Below are 16,852 nucleotides of genomic sequence, written 5' to 3'. Positions count from 1 at the left end.
TATATATAGATCTCACTGTTGTTAAAAAGGAAATGCCGTTTATCAATCTCTGATAAACGGCATTTCCTGTAAATAGTGTATAGTTTTTAAACTAAAACATCCTGATTACACAACTCCTTGAGTTTATTTACCACAATGTCAACTTCTTCTTTTGTATTATTTTTTGAAAATGAAAACCTTACGGATGGTCTTGTGCTGCTTGCTCGGATAGCAGATAGTACATGTGAGCCTATATCTGATCCTGAACTGCATGCACTGCCTCCAGAACATGAAATGCCTTCGATATCCAGACTGAATAGTAGCATGTCAGCCATATTTGTGCATGGGAAAGATACATTCAGTACCGTATAAAGAGATTTTTCAGGATCAGTCTCCCCATTAAAGCTTACATTAGGAATAGCCTTGATCAGCTCTTCTTTCATATAGGATTTAATACCTTGTATATGTGCCTGATGTATTTCCATTTCATTATAGCACAATTCCAAAGCTTTTGCAAGTCCTACTATTCCATATACATTTTCGGTGCCACCCCGCATATTACGCTCCTGAGCGCCTCCATAAATCATGGGTTTAATTTTATTCTTTCCGTTGATGTACAGAAAACCTACACCTTTCGGACCATGAAATTTATGTGCCGCTCCGGTGATAAAATCAATTTTCAACTGACTCAGATCATGTCTGTAGTGTCCCATTGTCTGTACTGTATCCGCATGATATACGGCATTGTACTGATGACATATTTCGGCTACTTTTTGTATATCCGTTAAATTTCCCAATTCATTATTTGCATGCATCAGTGAGACAAAAGTACGCGGATTTGAAGCCAGAAGTTGTTCAAGTTGTTCGAGATCTACATTTCCTTTGGCATCTACGTTAAGAATATTCAGTTGTATCCTACCTTCCTTCTGTAATTCTTCCAGTGTATGAAGTACGGCATGATGTTCTAATGGCGAAGTAATAGCATGCGTTATCCCGAGATCTATTACCGATCTCACGATAGCCATGTTGTCCGCTTCCGTACCTCCGGAAGTAAAAAATATTTCGGAAGGTGATGTATGGAGTAGATTAGCCACAGTTTTTCTGGCTTTTTCAACTATCGTCTTTACTTGGCGACCATGTGCATGAATAGAGGATGGATTTCCAAAGTTTTCGTGCATAGTCTCTACCATCACTTTAATGACCTCTGGGTCTAAGGGTGTAGTAGCAGCGTTATCAAAATAAATTTGCATAAGAACAAAGTTATAAATAAGAATTAAATTTTTAAAGTCGCTTTTTTCCGGGGACGACCAACAAGACAATTCCAGCCAGACCTAACAGTAAAGCGAGGATAACTACAATATCACCATTACCAGTATAGAATGTAATATTCTCATTGAGATTTATTTCCTGAGTAAGTGCTGCCGGAACCCACCATGATGTTTGCTGGATAATATCTCCTCTCTGATTTATAAAAGCAGAGATTCCGGTGTTAGCCGAACGGGCTATCCACCTGCGGTTTTCAATAGCTCTTAATTTGGCATAATCCAGATGCTGATCTTTACCTGAAGTATTTTTCCACCAGCCGTCGTTCGTAACAATTGTGATGAACTGGGCACCCTGTTTTACGTACTGTCCGACATAGTCGCCCCATATCGATTCATAACATATTACAGGTGCTGCCCCGATTCCGCTGCCAGCATAAAAGACACTTGGTTCATCCTGCTTTCCATATCCTCCGGTTGTTCCGCCAAATTGAGCAAATAAAGGTTTTAAAAAGCTCAATGCCGACCCGAAAGGCATCTGTTCTACACCGGGAACCAGTTTGGATTTATGATAAAATTGTAATTTGGATGAGTTATCTATAAATACTGCTGCATTAAAATTGTCTACAAATTGAGTCCCGTAGGGGCGTGCGGTAGCTGTACGCTGATCCGTATACATACGGTAGCTCTCGATACCTGATAATACACTACCGTTTTTGTACTTATCCAGAAAAGATGATATTTCTGCATAAGCCGGGTATTGCCTGAAGTTATCTTCATCTATCCATCCCCTCGCTGAAATGGCAGTTTCGGGCCAGACAAAGAATTCTGTGTTAGGTTTTGCTACTGATTCCGAAAGTCTGATCAGCGTTTTCAGCTGTTCTTCAGGAGATATACTCCCGAATTTTTGATAAGGATCTATATTAGGTTGCGTCACTACTACCTGCGAAGGGTTAAGATGCTCTTCATACGTAAAGTATCGGATTAAAGATCCTCCGATTGGTATGAAGAGTACAGCTATCAGCGCAATATTAGTCCTTTTTGGTTTAGTGAGTGACTGTATGTTACGTTTATGCAATACAAGCAGAAAGACCAGAATATTGACTGCCCATATCCAGACAGACCCGCCGTATACACCTGTCCATTCGTACCATTGGATAAGGGGGTGAGTAGCTGCAAAGCCATTCCCCAGCGTCATCCAAGGGAATGCCAGATCCCACCATTGGTGCAGATATTCATAACATATCCAAAAAGCGGTAAGTCCGATCAATGAGCATACAGGAGACTGTTTTTTGCGGAGTCTGTAGTATAGTCCGAAAACTATGGTCATCAGCAAGGGCGCAAGTCCGAACGGAATAAGGGAAATGGGTAATGCTGCGTATGCCGGAAGCCCCGCACTCATGGCGTTATATACCCAGTAGATACTTGCTGTATTCCACAGAAAACCTGTGATGAAAGCAAGTCCTGCTATTTTTCGCCCCTTTTTTACTTCGCTGCTTCGGATTACATTTTCTATAGCCAGTAGTAATGGTACAAAAGCAATCAGTAGCAGGGGGCCTGTATATGGTATAGGAGGCCATGCCAGCCAAAGTAAAAAGGCACTTAAAAGTGCCAGTAAATAGTTATTTTTCACTTATTACAATTGAGACAATAGTTCATTCTTTTTGTTTTCGTACTCCGCTTGTGTTATAAGCTGCTTATCAAACAACGATTTGAGTTTCTTCAGTTTTTGCGTGATTTCATCTTCTTCCTCTACCGGTGCCGGTGGCTCCGGAGCAGGGGGAGTGTAAGCAGGTGCGACATAGCTGTTCACTACAGGTGCAGCCGGCTCAGCAGGGGCTTCTTCATAAAAAGATTTTGGCTCAACAGGAGCAGGTGCTTCTTCCTTTTTTACTTCTATAACCGGCGCAACAGGCGTTGAGATCACAATCTTTTCTTTTTCAGACTGTATTTCTTCCTTTTTGCTGTTTTCCAAAGCTCCTTTTATAAGCTGATAAAGCTTGCGGGCCTGAATTTTCGGGATATAATCGATACTAAGATTTTCACCTGTGAATGGAATAACAGTTACTTTAGATCCGAAGATCTCTTCTTTAAAAGCAATATCCTTGATGTCTTTCCAGCTGAAAATCTCAAAATTGGTCGCTAAACCAAGTTTAGTGAACTCGCACAGGAAGATACGTTTACTGCTCACCGCAATACTATCCGGTAATATGGTCACTGCAGGTTTTTTCTGCAATGCAATGTAGTCTATCTGTTCACCGGCAGTGAGCATATCCTTTAACTTATCTACTAATTTCTCTACTACCTTGACGTCTTGTCCGTCTTGTATATATTTATCAATAATCATTTTCTAAATTATTTGAATGAATAACAAAATATGATAACTATTCTAATCCAGCAATACAAATTACAAATTCTCCCTTAATTGGATTGTTTTCGAAATGTAATTTTAACGATGCTAATGTTCCCCTAACATTTTCTTCATACATTTTGCTCAGCTCACGGGAAATAGAGCCTTGTCTTTCTTCTCCAAAGACAGCAATAAATTCGTCTATAGATTTGAGCAAACGATGAGGTGACTCATAAAAAATCATTGTGCGTTTTTCATCCGTAAGATTTTTTAATCTGGTTTGTCTTCCTTTTTTGACGGGTAGGAAACCTTCAAAGCAAAACCGGTCATTTGGCAAGCCTGAATTTACCAGCGCAGGTACAAATGCTGTAGCTCCCGGCAGACATTGTACTTCAAGACCTTCTTTCAGGGCAGCTCTGACTAATAGAAAACCGGGATCTGAAATAGCAGGAGTGCCGGCATCAGAAATCAGGGCTATCTGCTGTCCCTCTTTAAGAAATCTGATAATCTCCGTTACGGCTTTATGTTCATTATGCTGATGATGTGCAAAAACCTTTTTGTCGATACCAAAGTGTTTGAGTAAGGGAGCAGAGGTCCGTGTATCTTCAGCAAGAATCAGATCAGCTTCTTTCAATACACGAATAGCACGGAAAGTCATATCCTCAAGATTGCCAATGGGCGTGGGAACTAAATATAACATAGTCAAAGGTAAAGGTTTTTTGTGAAAAGACGTATGTCGCTGATGAGGGACTTTATATTTGGCCATTTGTAGGAGAAAAGTGAGGTAATGAAGGCTGAATTCAAACCTTTTATGAATTCATTTTCTGTATATTCTTAGCTCTTCTTATCTTTGGTGATTATTAAATACATAAACAGTATGTTGCAATTAAATTATATCCGTGAAAACAGAGATAAGGTAATCGAAAGATTAGGGGTGAAAAACTTCAAGGAATTAGGTTTGGTTGACGAAATCATCTCTTTGGATGAGTTACGTCGCAAGACCCAGTCGGAGTCAGATTCCCTTTCAGCAGAAGCCAATGCTGCCGCAAAACAAATAGGAGATTTGATGCGTCAAGGTAAAAAAGAAGAAGCTGAAACTGTTAAATCGCTATCGTCCGGATATAAGGAGCAAGTAAAGCAACTGACTGAAAAGCTAAGTGAAGTAGAACAGGAACTGCACAATAAAATTGTACAATTGCCTAATCTGCCACATAGTTCAGTTCCGGCAGGAGTAACTGCCGAAGATAATGAGGTGATTTATACAGCAGGGGATGTGCCTAGTCTGGATGAAGATGCTTTGCCTCACTGGGAACTGGCTGCAAAATATGATATTATCGATTTCGAATTGGGAACGAAGGTCGCAGGAGCTGGATTTCCGGTGTATAAAGGAAAAGGTGCAAGGTTACAACGTGCGTTGATCAACTTCTTTCTTGATCAGGCTGCAGAAGTGGGATATAAAGAAGTGCAGGTCCCTATTGTAGTGAACGAAGCTTCCGGTTTCGGAACAGGGCAACTGCCTGACAAAGAAGGGCAGATGTACCACGTAGGTCAGGACGATCTTTATCTGATCCCGACCGCAGAAGTGCCAGTGACAAATATGTACAGAGACGTTATCGTAAAAGCAGAAGATTTCCCTATCCGTCATTGTGCTTATACACCGTGTTTCCGCAGAGAAGCAGGTTCCTACGGAGCACATGTACGCGGGCTGAACAGGCTGCATCAGTTTGATAAAGTGGAGGCTGTACAGATTGTACATCCTGATCAATCCTATGCCGTAATAGAAGAAATGTGTAAATATGTGCAGGGACTTTTGGAAAAACTGGAATTGCCATACCGGGTGTTGCGTCTTTGCGGTGGAGATATGAGTTTTACAGCTGCTTTGACATACGACCTTGAAGTGTACAGCACAGCGCAAAAAAGATGGCTGGAAGTTTCTTCAGTCTCTAATTTTGAAACGTATCAGGCAAATCGTCTGAAAGTACGTTTCAAAAATGAAGAGGGTAAAATGCAATTAGCTCATACATTGAACGGATCAGCTCTTGCTCTTCCGCGCATTGTGGCTTCCTTACTGGAAAACAATCAGACAGGAAAAGGAATTAAAGTTCCGGCAGCTCTGGTACCATATACAGGGTTTGAGTATATCGATTAAATAGAAAAGGGTGGGATAAAATTTTATCCCACCCTTTTCTATTTAATATTGTTTCTTAGTTCTGACGAGGCTCCATTCGTACCAGATACTGATCCTGATCATCTTCAAACAGGATCTGAACAACCCAGTTTTCTTCACGTGCTACTTTAATCAGTGTTTGCTGATCCAAATAAAGCCATTTAAACGGAGTACCTTTTACTCCCCGGTATTCATATTGATAATTGATCTCACCAAAATAGTAATCAGGTCTTTTAATACGGTATTCCTCATATAAATATGAAATATCTGAAGAATCAAACAGGAGCTGGCCCCTATTATCCAATAAAGATTTAGCGTGTCGGAGTAATCTTCTGAATCCTTCCAGATCACCTGCCAATCCTATGCCGTTCATCAGAAATAATAATGTATTATACTTCTGATCTTTGACGTTGAAGATATCATCATTTATAATCGTATCTATACCTCTTTGTTTCATAATATGAGATGCAGTCTCCGATATTTCCAAAGCGTCCACTTCAAAGCCCTTTTGCTGAAGGTATAAGGCGTGTACACCTGTGCCCGCTCCCACATCCAGTACTTTGCCATCACATAATGAAAGTGCAATAAATTCCAGTTCTGTGAAATCTTCTTCTTCGCGGTAGAATATATCTACCGGCATTTCTTCTATATCTCCATAGCTGCTATGCAACAGAAGGGGAGATGCTGTCTCACCTGTTGCAAAATAATCCTGAAGAGCCTCCCCGTATACATCTCTATTCATCAATCTTCTATCATTAATATTTTTTTTGCCAGATATATAGATTCCGGATCACCAGTATGTTTCTTAGGTTCATCGGATAATTTGATGACCGGTGTCCATTCTCCTTCTTCCGGATAGGCTTCTGTCATCTTCAGTACAATATTCATTGCAGGCAGACCTGCATCATTGGTGAAGTTAGTACCTATACCAAAGGAATAGCCGATCTTACCTTTGCAGTATGCTGATATTTTCTCCACTTTGTCATAATCCAGACCATCCGAAAATGTGATAGTTTTGGAAAGCGGATTGATTCCGTTTCTGACATAATGGGCTATTGTCTTGTCCGCAAATACTAAAGGATCACCACTGTCATGTCTTACACCATCGAATAACTTGGATAGTTTTTTATCAAACTGCCTGAAAAAAACATCCGTAGTATAGGTGTCGGCCAGAGCTATACCGAGATCCCCCCGATAGACCTCCGACCAGTGTTCTAATCCTAAATGGTTCGCCATCTTATAACCATATTTGGCGGCATGAAACATAAACCATTCGTGTGCGTGTGTACCGATAGTTTTTATTTTATGTACCTGAGCAAGATGTACATTGCTGGAACCGATAAAAGTTCCCTGACCATATTTTTTTAGCGTTTCGACAACCAGATTGTGTACATAGTAGGAGTAACGTCTGCGTGTACCGAAGTCTGCAATTGTAATTCCCAGTTTATCGTATTTCAGAATCTTTTCTTTGGCAATAGAGATGACTTCATCATCATCCAGCCTTTGAGCCCCTGTAGCTTCATAGAACAATTCACATATAAGTGACATGATGGGTACTTCCCAAAGAATAGTACGGTACCAATAGCCTTCGATCGTCACCGAAATATCTGTCCCCTGCTGCAGTACCGTTACTTCGTCCGGATCATAGCGGTACCCTTCCAGAAAATCAAAATAGGTGGGATCAATATAGGGACAATTTTCAGCAAAAAATGACTTCTCTGATTTTGTAAGTTTCAGCCTCGCCATCTCATGTATGGCTTCAGTAAGTAACTTGTCAAAACCCGGAGGAAACTTATGCTTACCTCTGTTGATAAACTGATAACGAGCTCTTGCCTTTGGAAACAATTTGACCACTGCAAATTGCATGGTAAACTTATAGAAATCGTTGTCAAGTATAGATGTTAATTTCGCCATTCTGTATGCTGCAATACTATATATTGTATTAAAAGAGATTAAAAATACAAAAAGTTATAACAAACTCTTGTTTTTTGAACGTAATTAAATACCAGCAAAAAAGGCATTGCATAAATGCAATACCTCTTTCTCACAAATTTATTTCAATTAAATGTCTATTATCTACCTCTGCTGCTTCTGCTGCTTCCTAATGACGCACTTCCACGTTCAGCACGATTGGGAGCAGGAGTACTGACTCTTTGTTCGCTGGCTCTTGTACTTGCCTGCTGGTACTGCGGAGCTCTTTCCGCAGATCTGCTGCGTCCTCTGTTATCCATTTGAGGTTGTGAATTTCCTCTTTCGATAGAAGGACGGTTCTGCGGAGCAGATTCTCTTCTTTGCATATTTTCATTTGACTGACCGCGTGAAGATCTCGGCTGTCTGTCTATGGACTGATTCTGTCTTTCAACACGATTTTGTTCTACAGTAGAAGCCTCACGTTGACGAGAGCGATCCTGTCTGTTTCCGGCCTGACGTTCGGAAGGTCTGGAAGTCTGGACATCATTGTTACGTTGTACCTCTCTGCTTCTTTCGGTACGGTTTGTATTTCCGTTGTTATCATTACTGCGTGATCTGGAATTGTTTCCATTCTGCAATGTAGCATTTCCATCTTTGTCAATATACAGCGTACGGCTTCCACGATCTGTACGATTAGAAGAAATATCTGTATTGCGGCTTCTGTCTCCTGCATTCCGGCTCCTGTCTACGCCTGCATTACCTCTGTTAGATTCGCGGCTCTCTCCTCTGTCTACACCTGTATTACTTCTGTTAGACTCACGGCTGCTTCTGTTTACCTGACGATCACTGCTGCGGCTGTCACCTCTGTCGTCCGGACGGTATATAGAGACCGAACGGCTGTCGGCACTGGATCTTCCCGGACGATCACTTGTTCTCATATTTCGTACTGTGATACTACGTCCGCTTGAACGTTCCATGTCTCTGCGGGATGGCCCGCCATAGTAGTGATTATTATTGACTACATAGGTATTATGAACAATAGTTGTTCTGTTGTATACACGCCCGTAATCATGTACATAATGATTGTGGAAATGACGGTCAAAGATATAACGGGAAGGCAGGAATACCCATAAATTACCAATACCAATATTGATATTTACGTTTACAGAAGGCATCATTGGTGCCCATCCGTAGTATCCGTTTCCAGAGCGCCAGTCTACCCATGCCGGTCCCCATTCGTATCCGGGAATCCATCCCCATCCGCGGTAATTGGAATACACCCAACGACCATAGTGAAAGGGAGCCCAGCCCCAGGGATAATCCGACACCCATGTATTGCCGTATTCGGTCATTGCCCAGTATCCATTACTGGAGTAGGGTCTGAAATCGCGACCTGCATCAGGATACCATACTTCACCGTATGTAGGGTCATCATCCCAGTTACCATAAGGAGATAACTCATCGTAAAACAAATCCAGTGATACCCCACCTCTTACCTGAGCACTGGCTGCAGATATGGAAAAAAGGCTTATGAGACCAAATATGGTCATAATAAATAATGTTGATTTTTTTAGCCCTTTCATATTCTTCAATTTAAAAGATGAATCCTTTTGTTAATTTTATCAGTAGGACTGCGCACATTTGAATAGGTTTAAAATGGAGCTCTTTAATTTTTATTTCAGCATGATCAAACAAATTGGCCGACATTTTGTCATTGAAATATGTTAATTGAAAGGTAAAGGTGTTTTTGGTCTTTTTTGATTAGAATGAAAAGTAGAAATTAGTACCTTTACAGCCTGTTTAAAGAGAGTATACATTGAATAGTACAAGCAATTTGTTGCGTAAATGAAAAATAAAGTAAGAAATTTACTTATAGAGTTTGCTAATATCCACCGTTTTTTGATGCGGTTTTTGAAGGAAGTAGTAAGTCCTCCGTTTGAGATAAAAGAGATTATCCGTCAATGCTATGAAATAGGCTGGCGCTCTTTACCTTTGATCAGTGTTACCGGTTTTATTGTTGGTTTTGTTTTTACAAAGCAATCCAGACCTTCATTGGAAGAGTTCGGAGCAACATCCTGGTTGCCCTCATTGATTTCCATTGCCATTATCCGCGCACTGGCTCCACTGGTGACAGCACTTATTGCTTCCGGTAAAGTAGGGTCACAGATCGGTGCCGAGTTAAGTTCAATGAATGTGACAGAACAGATAGATGCCATGGAAGTATCCGGGACCAATCCGTTTAAATTTTTGATCGTGAGCCGTGTCTGGGCGACCACCATTGGTATACCCATTCTCTGTTTCTATACTGCAGGTATAGGTCTTTTGGGAGGATATTTAAGTATTGCAAGTAAAGATGATGTCAGTTTTCTAAGCTTTTTTACGCAGGTATTTGAAGCGATCGCTTATAAAGATATTTTTGCGATGGTATTCCGAGCTGTTGTATTTGGATTTACGATTGGCGCTGTCAGTAGTTATTGTGGGTATTTTTCGTCAAAAGGAACTGAAGGTGTCGGAAAAGCAGCAAACAGTGCTGTAGTAGCTTCGATGTTTATCGTGTTTATTGAGGAGATATTGATTGTTCAAATTTTAGCTGCTTTTACGTAATATGGAAAAGAAGCATGATTATAATATTGATTACAGTGATGTGGTCATTGATGTTAAGAATGTCAGTAAGTCATTTGGAACGCTTGATGTCCTGCGTGATGTAAACCTGCAGCTTTTCAATGGAGAGAATCTGGTCGTTTTGGGACGTTCAGGTACTGGTAAATCTGTTTTGATTAAGTTGATTTCAGGATTATTGGAACCGGATCAGGGCAGTATTCATGTCTTAGGGCAATCTGTTACAGAACTGGGTGTAAAAGAATTGCAGCAACTTCGTTTGAAGATAGGCTTTTCTTTTCAGAACAGTGCCCTCTATGATAGTATGACAGTACGGGAGAATCTTGAATTTCCATTAGTACGAAATAAAAGAAACCTGACACGTGCAGAGATTAATGCAGAAGTAGAAGATGTACTGGAAGGGGTGGGCTTATCGCAGGCAATCAATCAGATGCCTTCTGAATTGTCCGGAGGACAGCGGAAGCGTATCGGCATTGCACGTACCCTGATTTTGAGACCGGATATAATGATGTATGATGAGCCTACCGCAGGTCTTGATCCCATCACCTGTCTGGAGATCAACAGCCTTATTAATGAGGTGCAGGAAAAATATAAAACTTCATCTATTATTATTACCCATGATTTGGCCTGTGCCAAAACTGTAGGTGACCGTATTGTGATGCTGCTGGATGGCAGATTTGAAAGACAGGGAAGTTTTAATGAAATATTTGACACAGATGATAAACGTGTGAAAGCGTTTTATGATTACAATTTTATAGTTTAAGAAATATGAGCGCAGCAGAAAATAAACGCACATTAGTAGTAGGTCTATTTGTTCTTATCGGCTTGATTATCCTCATAGCCGGTATATTGACATTGGGAGGACAACAAAAGAAGTTTACAAAGACATTGACTGTTACAACCGAATTTGAGGATGTAAAAGGGCTGAAAGTCGGAAATAACGTCTGGTTTTCGGGTGTGAAGGTAGGTATAGTTAAAGACATCTCTTTCGAAAGCATTAAATATGTAAAGGTGGTGATGAGTATCGAGGCAAAATCCAGTGAATTTATCCGTAAAGATGCAGTTGCCAAATTGGGATCTGATGGTTTGATTGGTAATTCTATCATTACCCTTGTCGGAGGTTCACAGACTGCTCAACCTATTGAGGACGGAGATATCCTGCACTCGGCAAAAGGAACCGATATGGAAGCCATGATGGCTACATTATCGGTTAATAATGATAATCTGGTTGAGATTACCCGTAATTTTGCGGTGTTATCCCAGAATCTTGTGGATGGCAAAGGAATGGTAGGAGCAATGTTGACAGATTCTTCTATGGTGGTCTCGTTAAGCAAATCCTTAGACAATCTTAATAAACTGATGACCAATGCTAATCAGGCTTCCAATAACCTGGTGGCGGTAACTAATAAACTGAACAATAATCAGGGATTAATTCATCAGCTTTCTACAGATACAGCTGTATTTGCAAGTCTGAGAGAATCAGCAGCCCAATTGCAGGGGGTAACCCAGACAGCAAGTGCGCTGATGAGCAATCTTAATGCTACATCTGCGCGTCTGAACGATAAAAATAATGTAGTAGGAGCTTTGACAAATGACCCTGAAGGTGCAGCAGAAATCAAACAGATTCTGCGTAATCTGAATTTGAGTACCGCTAAGCTGGATCAGAATATGGAAGCTATGCAGAGTAACTTTCTGTTGAGAGGTTTCTTTAAAAAACAGCAGAAAGAAAAGGAAAAGGCAAAAGCTGATAGTTTAAAGGCCTTGTCAGGAAGCTCTAAATAGGTCTATTTATAGTTTAAAACATAAAGATTCTAAGTCCATCCTGAAGCCTGTCTTTTTATATACAGACAAGCTTCAGGATTTTTATTTGATATAGAGAAGCTATTTATGTACATAAGTGGATTCGATAGGCTCTTTTTGGTTTATTTGAGCTATTTTTGTACTCGATTTATATAATTATGCAGATTACGGATAAAGATGTTATCTATGAGGATAATCACCTCATAGCAATTAATAAGCGTGCCGGTGATATTGTGCAGGTGGATGATTCGGGGGATAAATCTTTGGATATGATGGTCAAAGAATACCTGGAGCGTAAATATGAAAAACCAAATGCATTTATAGGTGTGATACATCGTCTGGACAGACCGGTTAGTGGATTGATTGTTTTTGCGAAGACCAGTAAAGGATTGGATCGTATGAACAAGTTGTTTCATGACCGCGATGTAGAAAAATCTTATCTGGCCGTTGTACGAAATAAACCGGAACAAATGTCTGCTAAACTGCAGAACTGGTTAGTACGTGACCGCAAAAAAATGATTACAAAAGCGTACAACAGAGAGATAAAAGGAAGCAGTTATGCTGAATTAGATTACGAAGTTATTGGTGAACTGGAAGGATATTACCTGCTTCATGTGAAACCTAAGACTGGTCGTACACATCAGATCAGAATACAGTTGTCAACAATGGGATGTCCCATTGTCGGAGACAATAAATATGGATATCCGCGTGGAAGTCTGCGCAGAAGCATTTGTTTGCATTCCAGAAGTTTGTCTTTTGTTCATCCTGTCAAAGATGAGCCCATGAAAATTGTTGCTGGCCTGCCAGTGGATGGATTCTGGGAAAAGTTTAATGTATTACTGTAATCGGTTTAAAAATAATTAACTTTGTGATATGAAAATAGTTAATCGCTTTTTTGTTCTTATTTCCTGTGTGCTATTATGGATTGGAACTCCTGATTCTACAGCACAGGCACAATGCGCAATGTGTTCTCTAAATGCGGAGAATGGTACAAAAAACGGTAATACGCAGGGTAACGGATTGAATGATGGTGTATTATTCCTTTTGGGTGTGCCGCTTATCATAGTTGCAGGAGTGGGATTTCTGTGGTATAAGAAGTTCCGTAAACAGAATGACAAGAAAGTTTATTTTTAACGAATGGCTACATCAAAATTTTCTGCCCTTACACATTCTAAATGTCCGCGTTGTCGCGTAGGTAAAGTTTTTGAAGGTAAGGCCTACGGATTCCGTAAACAAAAGATGAATGAGTTTTGTCCGGTTTGCGGAGTCAAATTTGAGGTAGAACCGGGGTATTTCTATGCGGCAATGTATGTCAGCTACGCCTTTTCAGTTGCTCAGATAGTGAGCCTTGCTGTTGCTACCTATATTATCACCAGGAGTGAATCACCATGGTTATATCTGGGAGTCTTATTCTTTACCACACTGGTATTTGCCCCTTTTAATTTCAGATATTCAAGATTAGTATTGTTGCATTATATGACACCCAAGATTTCCTACAATCCAAGGTATGAGGAAGAAGCTGCGGATGTCGAAAAACAATAATTCAGGATTATAGATATTTCATAATACTGTCGAATATAAAAGCTTTGCCGTGATGAGAGGTCGAGATGAATTCCTGAAACGGGACCAGATATTTCGCGTTAAAGGTCTCAATATCCTGCTCTTTTTCCACTACCAGTTGAATGCAATGGGTTTGACCTTCATGTGGCGAATTTAATAGCGCCAGGAATTTGGCCGGATATTCATTTTGACTAAGAATTTCTGTTTTTACCCAATCCATTATTTCGGCATGAACTGAATCTTCTGTGATGATAGAGATGTTATATAAATACATAATACAAATGTACCAACAATTGTTGATAGCTCTGATTTTGTATTCGTTTTTATGTAAAAATAAGGTTGCATATCCTTGAGTTATCGTTTATAATTTGAATATTTGAAACAGGGACTTCTGATATATGGGTAAATTAGTTTTAAATGCAATTGCGTGTCTGTTATTGTTGATCGGGGTAGGTTGCACAAACAAAAGTGAGAGCAACTTAATCCCTGTGCAGGACTTTTTTGCCATACCCGAAAAAACTAACTTTAAAATCTCTCCCGACGGGAAACAGATTGCATATCTGGGTCTGGAGAATCATTGTAAGAATATCTTTATTCTTAATCTGGAGGATAAATCCAAATCAAAGCAGCTTACATATCAGGCTGATATGAATGTTCAGTATTTCTTCTGGGCAAATAAAGATAAAATCGTTTATTCCAACACACAATCTCCCGAAGACAGCTTAAGATTATTCGCTATAGATGTCCATACAGAAGCATCTGTTCCACTTTTTAAGCCTATAAAAAGAAGACTCAGATGGGTAAATCCTATCGTATTAAAAGATAACAGTCTGCTGGCAGCGATTAATGAACGTGATTCCTCAGTTTTTGATATTTACAGGGTCTTTCTGGATGGCCGTCCAAAACAGTTGCTGGATAAAAATCCCGGTAATGTTATTTCCTGGTATGGTTCTCCGGACGGGGAAGTTCGTCTGGCTTTGACAAGCGATAGTGTAGAAGAATCCATCCTGTATCGTCCAAATCAGAAAACTCCTTTTAAAGAGATTGTAACAAATGATTTTGAGACCAATATTCTGCCTTTAGGATTTGTCAAGGGATCTTCCTCAAAGATCTATGCGCTTTCTAATGTAGGTCGCGATAAATTGACACTGGTCGAATATGATGCCTCAAGCGGAACAGAAATAAAAGAAATATTTGGTCATCCGGATGTCGATCTCAATTCTACCGGCTATTCTAATGAAATGAATGAGATGGTATATGCAGGTTTTGCCCTTAATAAAGAAACACGTGTGTTTTTTAACGAGAAGGTCAAACAGGTAAATGACCGGATCAGGGCGAAAGTTGATCAGGCAGAGATTGATTTTATAGACCGTGACTCTTCCTTGAATCATTTTATCTTTAAAAGCTATACCGATCAGAATCCTGGAGCGGTCTACTATTATAATGTTGCTGAGGATAAATTGATCAAACTGGCAGATCTGAATCCTAAAATTGCCAACCGTCAGATGTCAGCGATGGAACCTATGACCTATCAGACACGGGACGGACTGACCATTCAGGGATATATTACCTATCCGTTGCATAAAGACCGAAAGAACCTTCCTGTCGTTGTCATCCCGCACGATGGTCCTAATGGGCGTGTTGACTGGGGTTTTCAGCCTGAAGTACAATTCCTGGCTAGTAGAGGCTATGTAGTATTCCAGATGAATTATAGGGGCTCTGTGGGATATGGCAAGAAATTTTGGGTTTCAGGTTTCAAAGAGTGGGGTGGCAAGATCCAGAATGATATTACAGATGGTGTCATGCTGCTTATTCATGAGGGTATTGCAGATCGTAATAAGATCGCTATTATGGGGAATGGCTTCGGAGGCTATTCTGCGTTATATGCAGCCTGTTTTAACTCTTCTTTGTACGCGTGTGCTATTTCAAATTCAGGTTATACTAATCTGTTTACCTATTTTAAACAAGTGCCTCCCTATTTCAAACCTTATGTACAGTTCTATTATCAGGTTGTGGGCAACCCGGAGACCGAATCCGATCTCTTTAAGGCTATTTCACCGGTTTTTCATTCGGATAAAGTAAAAATACCTATTTTTATGGTTCAGGGCGGACGAGACAAGTTCAGTTCTGTAAATGATGCAAATCAATTCGTACAACGTCTCAAAAATAATAATGTACCTGTGCAGTATATTGTTAAAGATGACGAGGGAAGACGGTTTAAAAATGAAGAGAACATTGTTTCTTATTACCAGGAACTGGAAGTCTTTCTGAATAAATATTTAAAATAATCCTAAATCTTAGTATGCACAAAGTTTATATCGCATGAGTACTTCAACAAAGTATACATACCGTAAAAATATTGGTTTACTTATTGCCTTTGTGGTATTTGTGACCATACTTTATGTGGTGTCTGTATTCTTTGCGCGAACGATGATCTCTAACTTTGTCGATAGCGAGTTTGCTAACCGTAAGGTTGAGGTATATGATAAATCCTTAGTGCCTTTTAATGACTTCTTCCAAAACAGAATTCCTGAAATTTCGTATTACCAGGGTTTTCTGGATACAAATGAAGCACGGGGTATGATCGATAATATTTTGCGGAAATATCCTTTTGTCAGAGAAACGATGTTTTATGATATCGCCATCACCAACGATGAAGAAGAAGGATATCAGATCAAATACAATAATCTCCTTATACAGTCAAGGTCTGTATTTTCGTATTCTCTTAATGAAAATCATCACCTGATCTCAAAGCGTATGGAGGATAATAACCTCAAAAATTATTCGGACGACTTTAATAATATGACTGTCAAGCTGGTTAGTTTTCTGGACCGGGTAAATGATTCTACAAAGCTTACTGACAATCTGATCTTTAAGATCTTTTATGATATGACTCCCGGCAAGATAGCTTATATGAATATTCCCCGTATCGGAGATCTTGTTTCATATCGTGAATTGTTAAGAGGAGCTATTAAGCAACCGGTAACCTATGATCAGGATCTTTTTGTATTCTATATAGATCCTCGAAAGATCAAGATCACAAATGTCTATCCGAATCTGTATGAACATATAGAAATCGTACCCCTGGTGAGTGTCAATCTGACTGGTGAGAAGCCGTATCTGTATACAGAAGTTTCGCTGCCGGGAGCACTTTCAGACTATAAGATAACCTTCAGTACTTCCGAATCCTTTATCAAGAAAGAG

16 protein-coding genes and 1 pseudogene are annotated in these 16,852 nt (G+C 39.9%); 9 read left to right on the top strand and 8 right to left on the bottom strand.

The window, feature by feature from the left end; genetic code table 11:
• Nucleotides 1-86: 86 nt before the first annotated feature.
• From HMPREF0766_RS21455 to rsmI, 4 genes are read right to left on the bottom strand one after another with little or no spacing between them, the layout of a single operon-like run.
• On the bottom strand, nt 87-1,229 hold the full coding sequence (locus HMPREF0766_RS21455; protein WP_003002226.1) for a cysteine desulfurase family protein: 1,143 nt from the start codon (nt 1,227-1,229) through the stop codon (nt 87-89).
• 31 nt (nt 1,230-1,260) lie between these two features.
• The gene (gene lnt / locus HMPREF0766_RS21450) at nt 1,261-2,874 is read right to left on the bottom strand and encodes an apolipoprotein N-acyltransferase (protein WP_003002224.1); all 1,614 of its coding nucleotides are present in this window, start codon (nt 2,872-2,874) and stop codon (nt 1,261-1,263) included.
• 3 nt (nt 2,875-2,877) lie between these two features.
• Nucleotides 2,878-3,588, bottom strand: coding sequence for a PH domain-containing protein (locus HMPREF0766_RS21445; RefSeq protein WP_003002223.1), 711 nt, complete (start codon nt 3,586-3,588; stop codon nt 2,878-2,880).
• A 37-nt stretch (nt 3,589-3,625) separates the two neighbouring features.
• Complete coding sequence (gene rsmI / locus HMPREF0766_RS21440; RefSeq protein ID WP_236590416.1) at nt 3,626-4,291, bottom strand: 16S rRNA (cytidine(1402)-2'-O)-methyltransferase; 666 nt, start codon at nt 4,289-4,291, stop codon at nt 3,626-3,628.
• A gap of 177 nt (nt 4,292-4,468) precedes the next feature.
• Here rsmI and serS point away from each other — a divergent pair, with 177 nt between their 5' ends.
• On the top strand, nt 4,469-5,740 hold the full coding sequence (serS, locus tag HMPREF0766_RS21435; RefSeq protein ID WP_003002218.1) for a serine--tRNA ligase: 1,272 nt from the start codon (nt 4,469-4,471) through the stop codon (nt 5,738-5,740).
• Between the two features lie 55 nt (nt 5,741-5,795).
• On the opposite strand, the gene HMPREF0766_RS21430 is transcribed toward serS, so the two are convergent.
• From HMPREF0766_RS21430 to HMPREF0766_RS21420, 3 genes are all read right to left on the bottom strand, one after another.
• The gene (locus tag HMPREF0766_RS21430; protein ID WP_003002216.1) at nt 5,796-6,500 is read right to left on the bottom strand and encodes a class I SAM-dependent methyltransferase; all 705 of its coding nucleotides are present in this window, start codon (nt 6,498-6,500) and stop codon (nt 5,796-5,798) included.
• On the bottom strand, nt 6,500-7,672 hold the full coding sequence (gene pncB, locus HMPREF0766_RS21425) for a nicotinate phosphoribosyltransferase (RefSeq protein WP_003002214.1): 1,173 nt from the start codon (nt 7,670-7,672) through the stop codon (nt 6,500-6,502). The genes HMPREF0766_RS21430 and pncB overlap by 1 nt, the downstream gene beginning before the upstream one ends.
• A gap of 158 nt (nt 7,673-7,830) precedes the next feature.
• A complete protein-coding gene (locus HMPREF0766_RS21420) occupies nt 7,831-9,252 on the bottom strand; it encodes a DUF6600 domain-containing protein (RefSeq protein WP_003002211.1) in 1,422 nt (473 codons plus the stop codon).
• A gap of 262 nt (nt 9,253-9,514) precedes the next feature.
• Between HMPREF0766_RS21420 and HMPREF0766_RS21415 the strand changes: the two genes are divergently transcribed.
• The 6 genes from HMPREF0766_RS21415 to HMPREF0766_RS21390 all read left to right on the top strand — a co-directional run bounded on the left by HMPREF0766_RS21415 (nt 9,515) and on the right by HMPREF0766_RS21390 (nt 13,630).
• The gene (locus HMPREF0766_RS21415) at nt 9,515-10,273 is read left to right on the top strand and encodes an MlaE family ABC transporter permease (protein WP_003002209.1); all 759 of its coding nucleotides are present in this window, start codon (nt 9,515-9,517) and stop codon (nt 10,271-10,273) included.
• 1 nt (nt 10,274) lies between these two features.
• Entirely contained in the window at nt 10,275-11,051 is a 777-nt protein-coding gene (locus HMPREF0766_RS21410; protein WP_003002208.1) for an ABC transporter ATP-binding protein, read from the top strand.
• A gap of 5 nt (nt 11,052-11,056) precedes the next feature.
• The gene (locus HMPREF0766_RS21405) at nt 11,057-12,070 is read left to right on the top strand and encodes an MlaD family protein (RefSeq protein WP_003002206.1); all 1,014 of its coding nucleotides are present in this window, start codon (nt 11,057-11,059) and stop codon (nt 12,068-12,070) included.
• 176 nt (nt 12,071-12,246) lie between these two features.
• Nucleotides 12,247-12,933, top strand: a complete 687-nt coding sequence (locus HMPREF0766_RS21400) for an RluA family pseudouridine synthase (RefSeq protein ID WP_003002203.1) — start codon at nt 12,247-12,249, stop codon at nt 12,931-12,933.
• Nucleotides 12,934-12,961: 28 nt separating this feature from the next.
• A complete protein-coding gene (locus tag HMPREF0766_RS21395) occupies nt 12,962-13,222 on the top strand; it encodes a hypothetical protein (protein ID WP_003002201.1) in 261 nt (86 codons plus the stop codon).
• A gap of 3 nt (nt 13,223-13,225) precedes the next feature.
• Nucleotides 13,226-13,630 carry a DUF983 domain-containing protein gene (locus HMPREF0766_RS21390; RefSeq protein WP_003002200.1) on the top strand — a complete coding sequence of 135 codons (405 nt, stop codon included), beginning with the start codon at nt 13,226-13,228 and terminating at the stop codon, nt 13,628-13,630.
• Between the two features lie 7 nt (nt 13,631-13,637).
• Here the strand turns inward: HMPREF0766_RS21390 and HMPREF0766_RS21385 are convergent, their stop codons facing one another.
• Nucleotides 13,638-13,922, bottom strand: coding sequence for a DUF4286 family protein (locus HMPREF0766_RS21385; protein WP_003002198.1), 285 nt, complete (start codon nt 13,920-13,922; stop codon nt 13,638-13,640).
• Between the two features lie 124 nt (nt 13,923-14,046).
• Between HMPREF0766_RS21385 and HMPREF0766_RS21380 the strand changes: the two genes are divergently transcribed.
• A complete protein-coding gene (locus tag HMPREF0766_RS21380; RefSeq protein ID WP_003002195.1) occupies nt 14,047-15,936 on the top strand; it encodes a S9 family peptidase in 1,890 nt (629 codons plus the stop codon).
• 34 nt (nt 15,937-15,970) lie between these two features.
• A pseudogene (locus HMPREF0766_RS21375) lies at nt 15,971-16,852 on the top strand (hypothetical protein); the annotation flags it as partial.

The organism is Sphingobacterium spiritivorum ATCC 33861, from assembly GCF_000143765.1.
Classification (GTDB): Bacteria; Bacteroidota; Bacteroidia; order Sphingobacteriales; family Sphingobacteriaceae; genus Sphingobacterium; species Sphingobacterium spiritivorum.
This window is presented reverse-complemented; position numbering and strand designations above follow the sequence as displayed.

What these genes read in the sequence shown, in the direction of transcription:
- HMPREF0766_RS21455 (WP_003002226.1), bottom strand. Translation starts at nt 1,229, where the DNA reads ATGCAAATTTATTTTGATAACGCTGCTACTACACCCTTAGACCCAGAG.
- HMPREF0766_RS21445 (WP_003002223.1), bottom strand. Translation starts at nt 3,588, where the DNA reads ATGATTATTGATAAATATATACAAGACGGACAAGACGTCAAGGTAGTA.
- rsmI (WP_236590416.1), bottom strand. Translation starts at nt 4,291, where the DNA reads ATGTTATATTTAGTTCCCACGCCCATTGGCAATCTTGAGGATATGACT.
- serS (WP_003002218.1), top strand. Translation starts at nt 4,469, where the DNA reads ATGTTGCAATTAAATTATATCCGTGAAAACAGAGATAAGGTAATCGAA.
- HMPREF0766_RS21430 (WP_003002216.1), bottom strand. Translation starts at nt 6,500, where the DNA reads ATGAATAGAGATGTATACGGGGAGGCTCTTCAGGATTATTTTGCAACA.
- pncB (WP_003002214.1), bottom strand. Translation starts at nt 7,672, where the DNA reads ATGGCGAAATTAACATCTATACTTGACAACGATTTCTATAAGTTTACC.
- HMPREF0766_RS21420 (WP_003002211.1), bottom strand. Translation starts at nt 9,252, where the DNA reads ATGAAAGGGCTAAAAAAATCAACATTATTTATTATGACCATATTTGGT.
- HMPREF0766_RS21415 (WP_003002209.1), top strand. Translation starts at nt 9,515, where the DNA reads ATGAAAAATAAAGTAAGAAATTTACTTATAGAGTTTGCTAATATCCAC.
- HMPREF0766_RS21410 (WP_003002208.1), top strand. Translation starts at nt 10,275, where the DNA reads ATGGAAAAGAAGCATGATTATAATATTGATTACAGTGATGTGGTCATT.
- HMPREF0766_RS21405 (WP_003002206.1), top strand. Translation starts at nt 11,057, where the DNA reads ATGAGCGCAGCAGAAAATAAACGCACATTAGTAGTAGGTCTATTTGTT.
- HMPREF0766_RS21400 (WP_003002203.1), top strand. Translation starts at nt 12,247, where the DNA reads ATGCAGATTACGGATAAAGATGTTATCTATGAGGATAATCACCTCATA.
- HMPREF0766_RS21395 (WP_003002201.1), top strand. Translation starts at nt 12,962, where the DNA reads ATGAAAATAGTTAATCGCTTTTTTGTTCTTATTTCCTGTGTGCTATTA.
- HMPREF0766_RS21390 (WP_003002200.1), top strand. Translation starts at nt 13,226, where the DNA reads ATGGCTACATCAAAATTTTCTGCCCTTACACATTCTAAATGTCCGCGT.
- HMPREF0766_RS21385 (WP_003002198.1), bottom strand. Translation starts at nt 13,922, where the DNA reads ATGTATTTATATAACATCTCTATCATCACAGAAGATTCAGTTCATGCC.
- HMPREF0766_RS21380 (WP_003002195.1), top strand. Translation starts at nt 14,047, where the DNA reads ATGGGTAAATTAGTTTTAAATGCAATTGCGTGTCTGTTATTGTTGATC.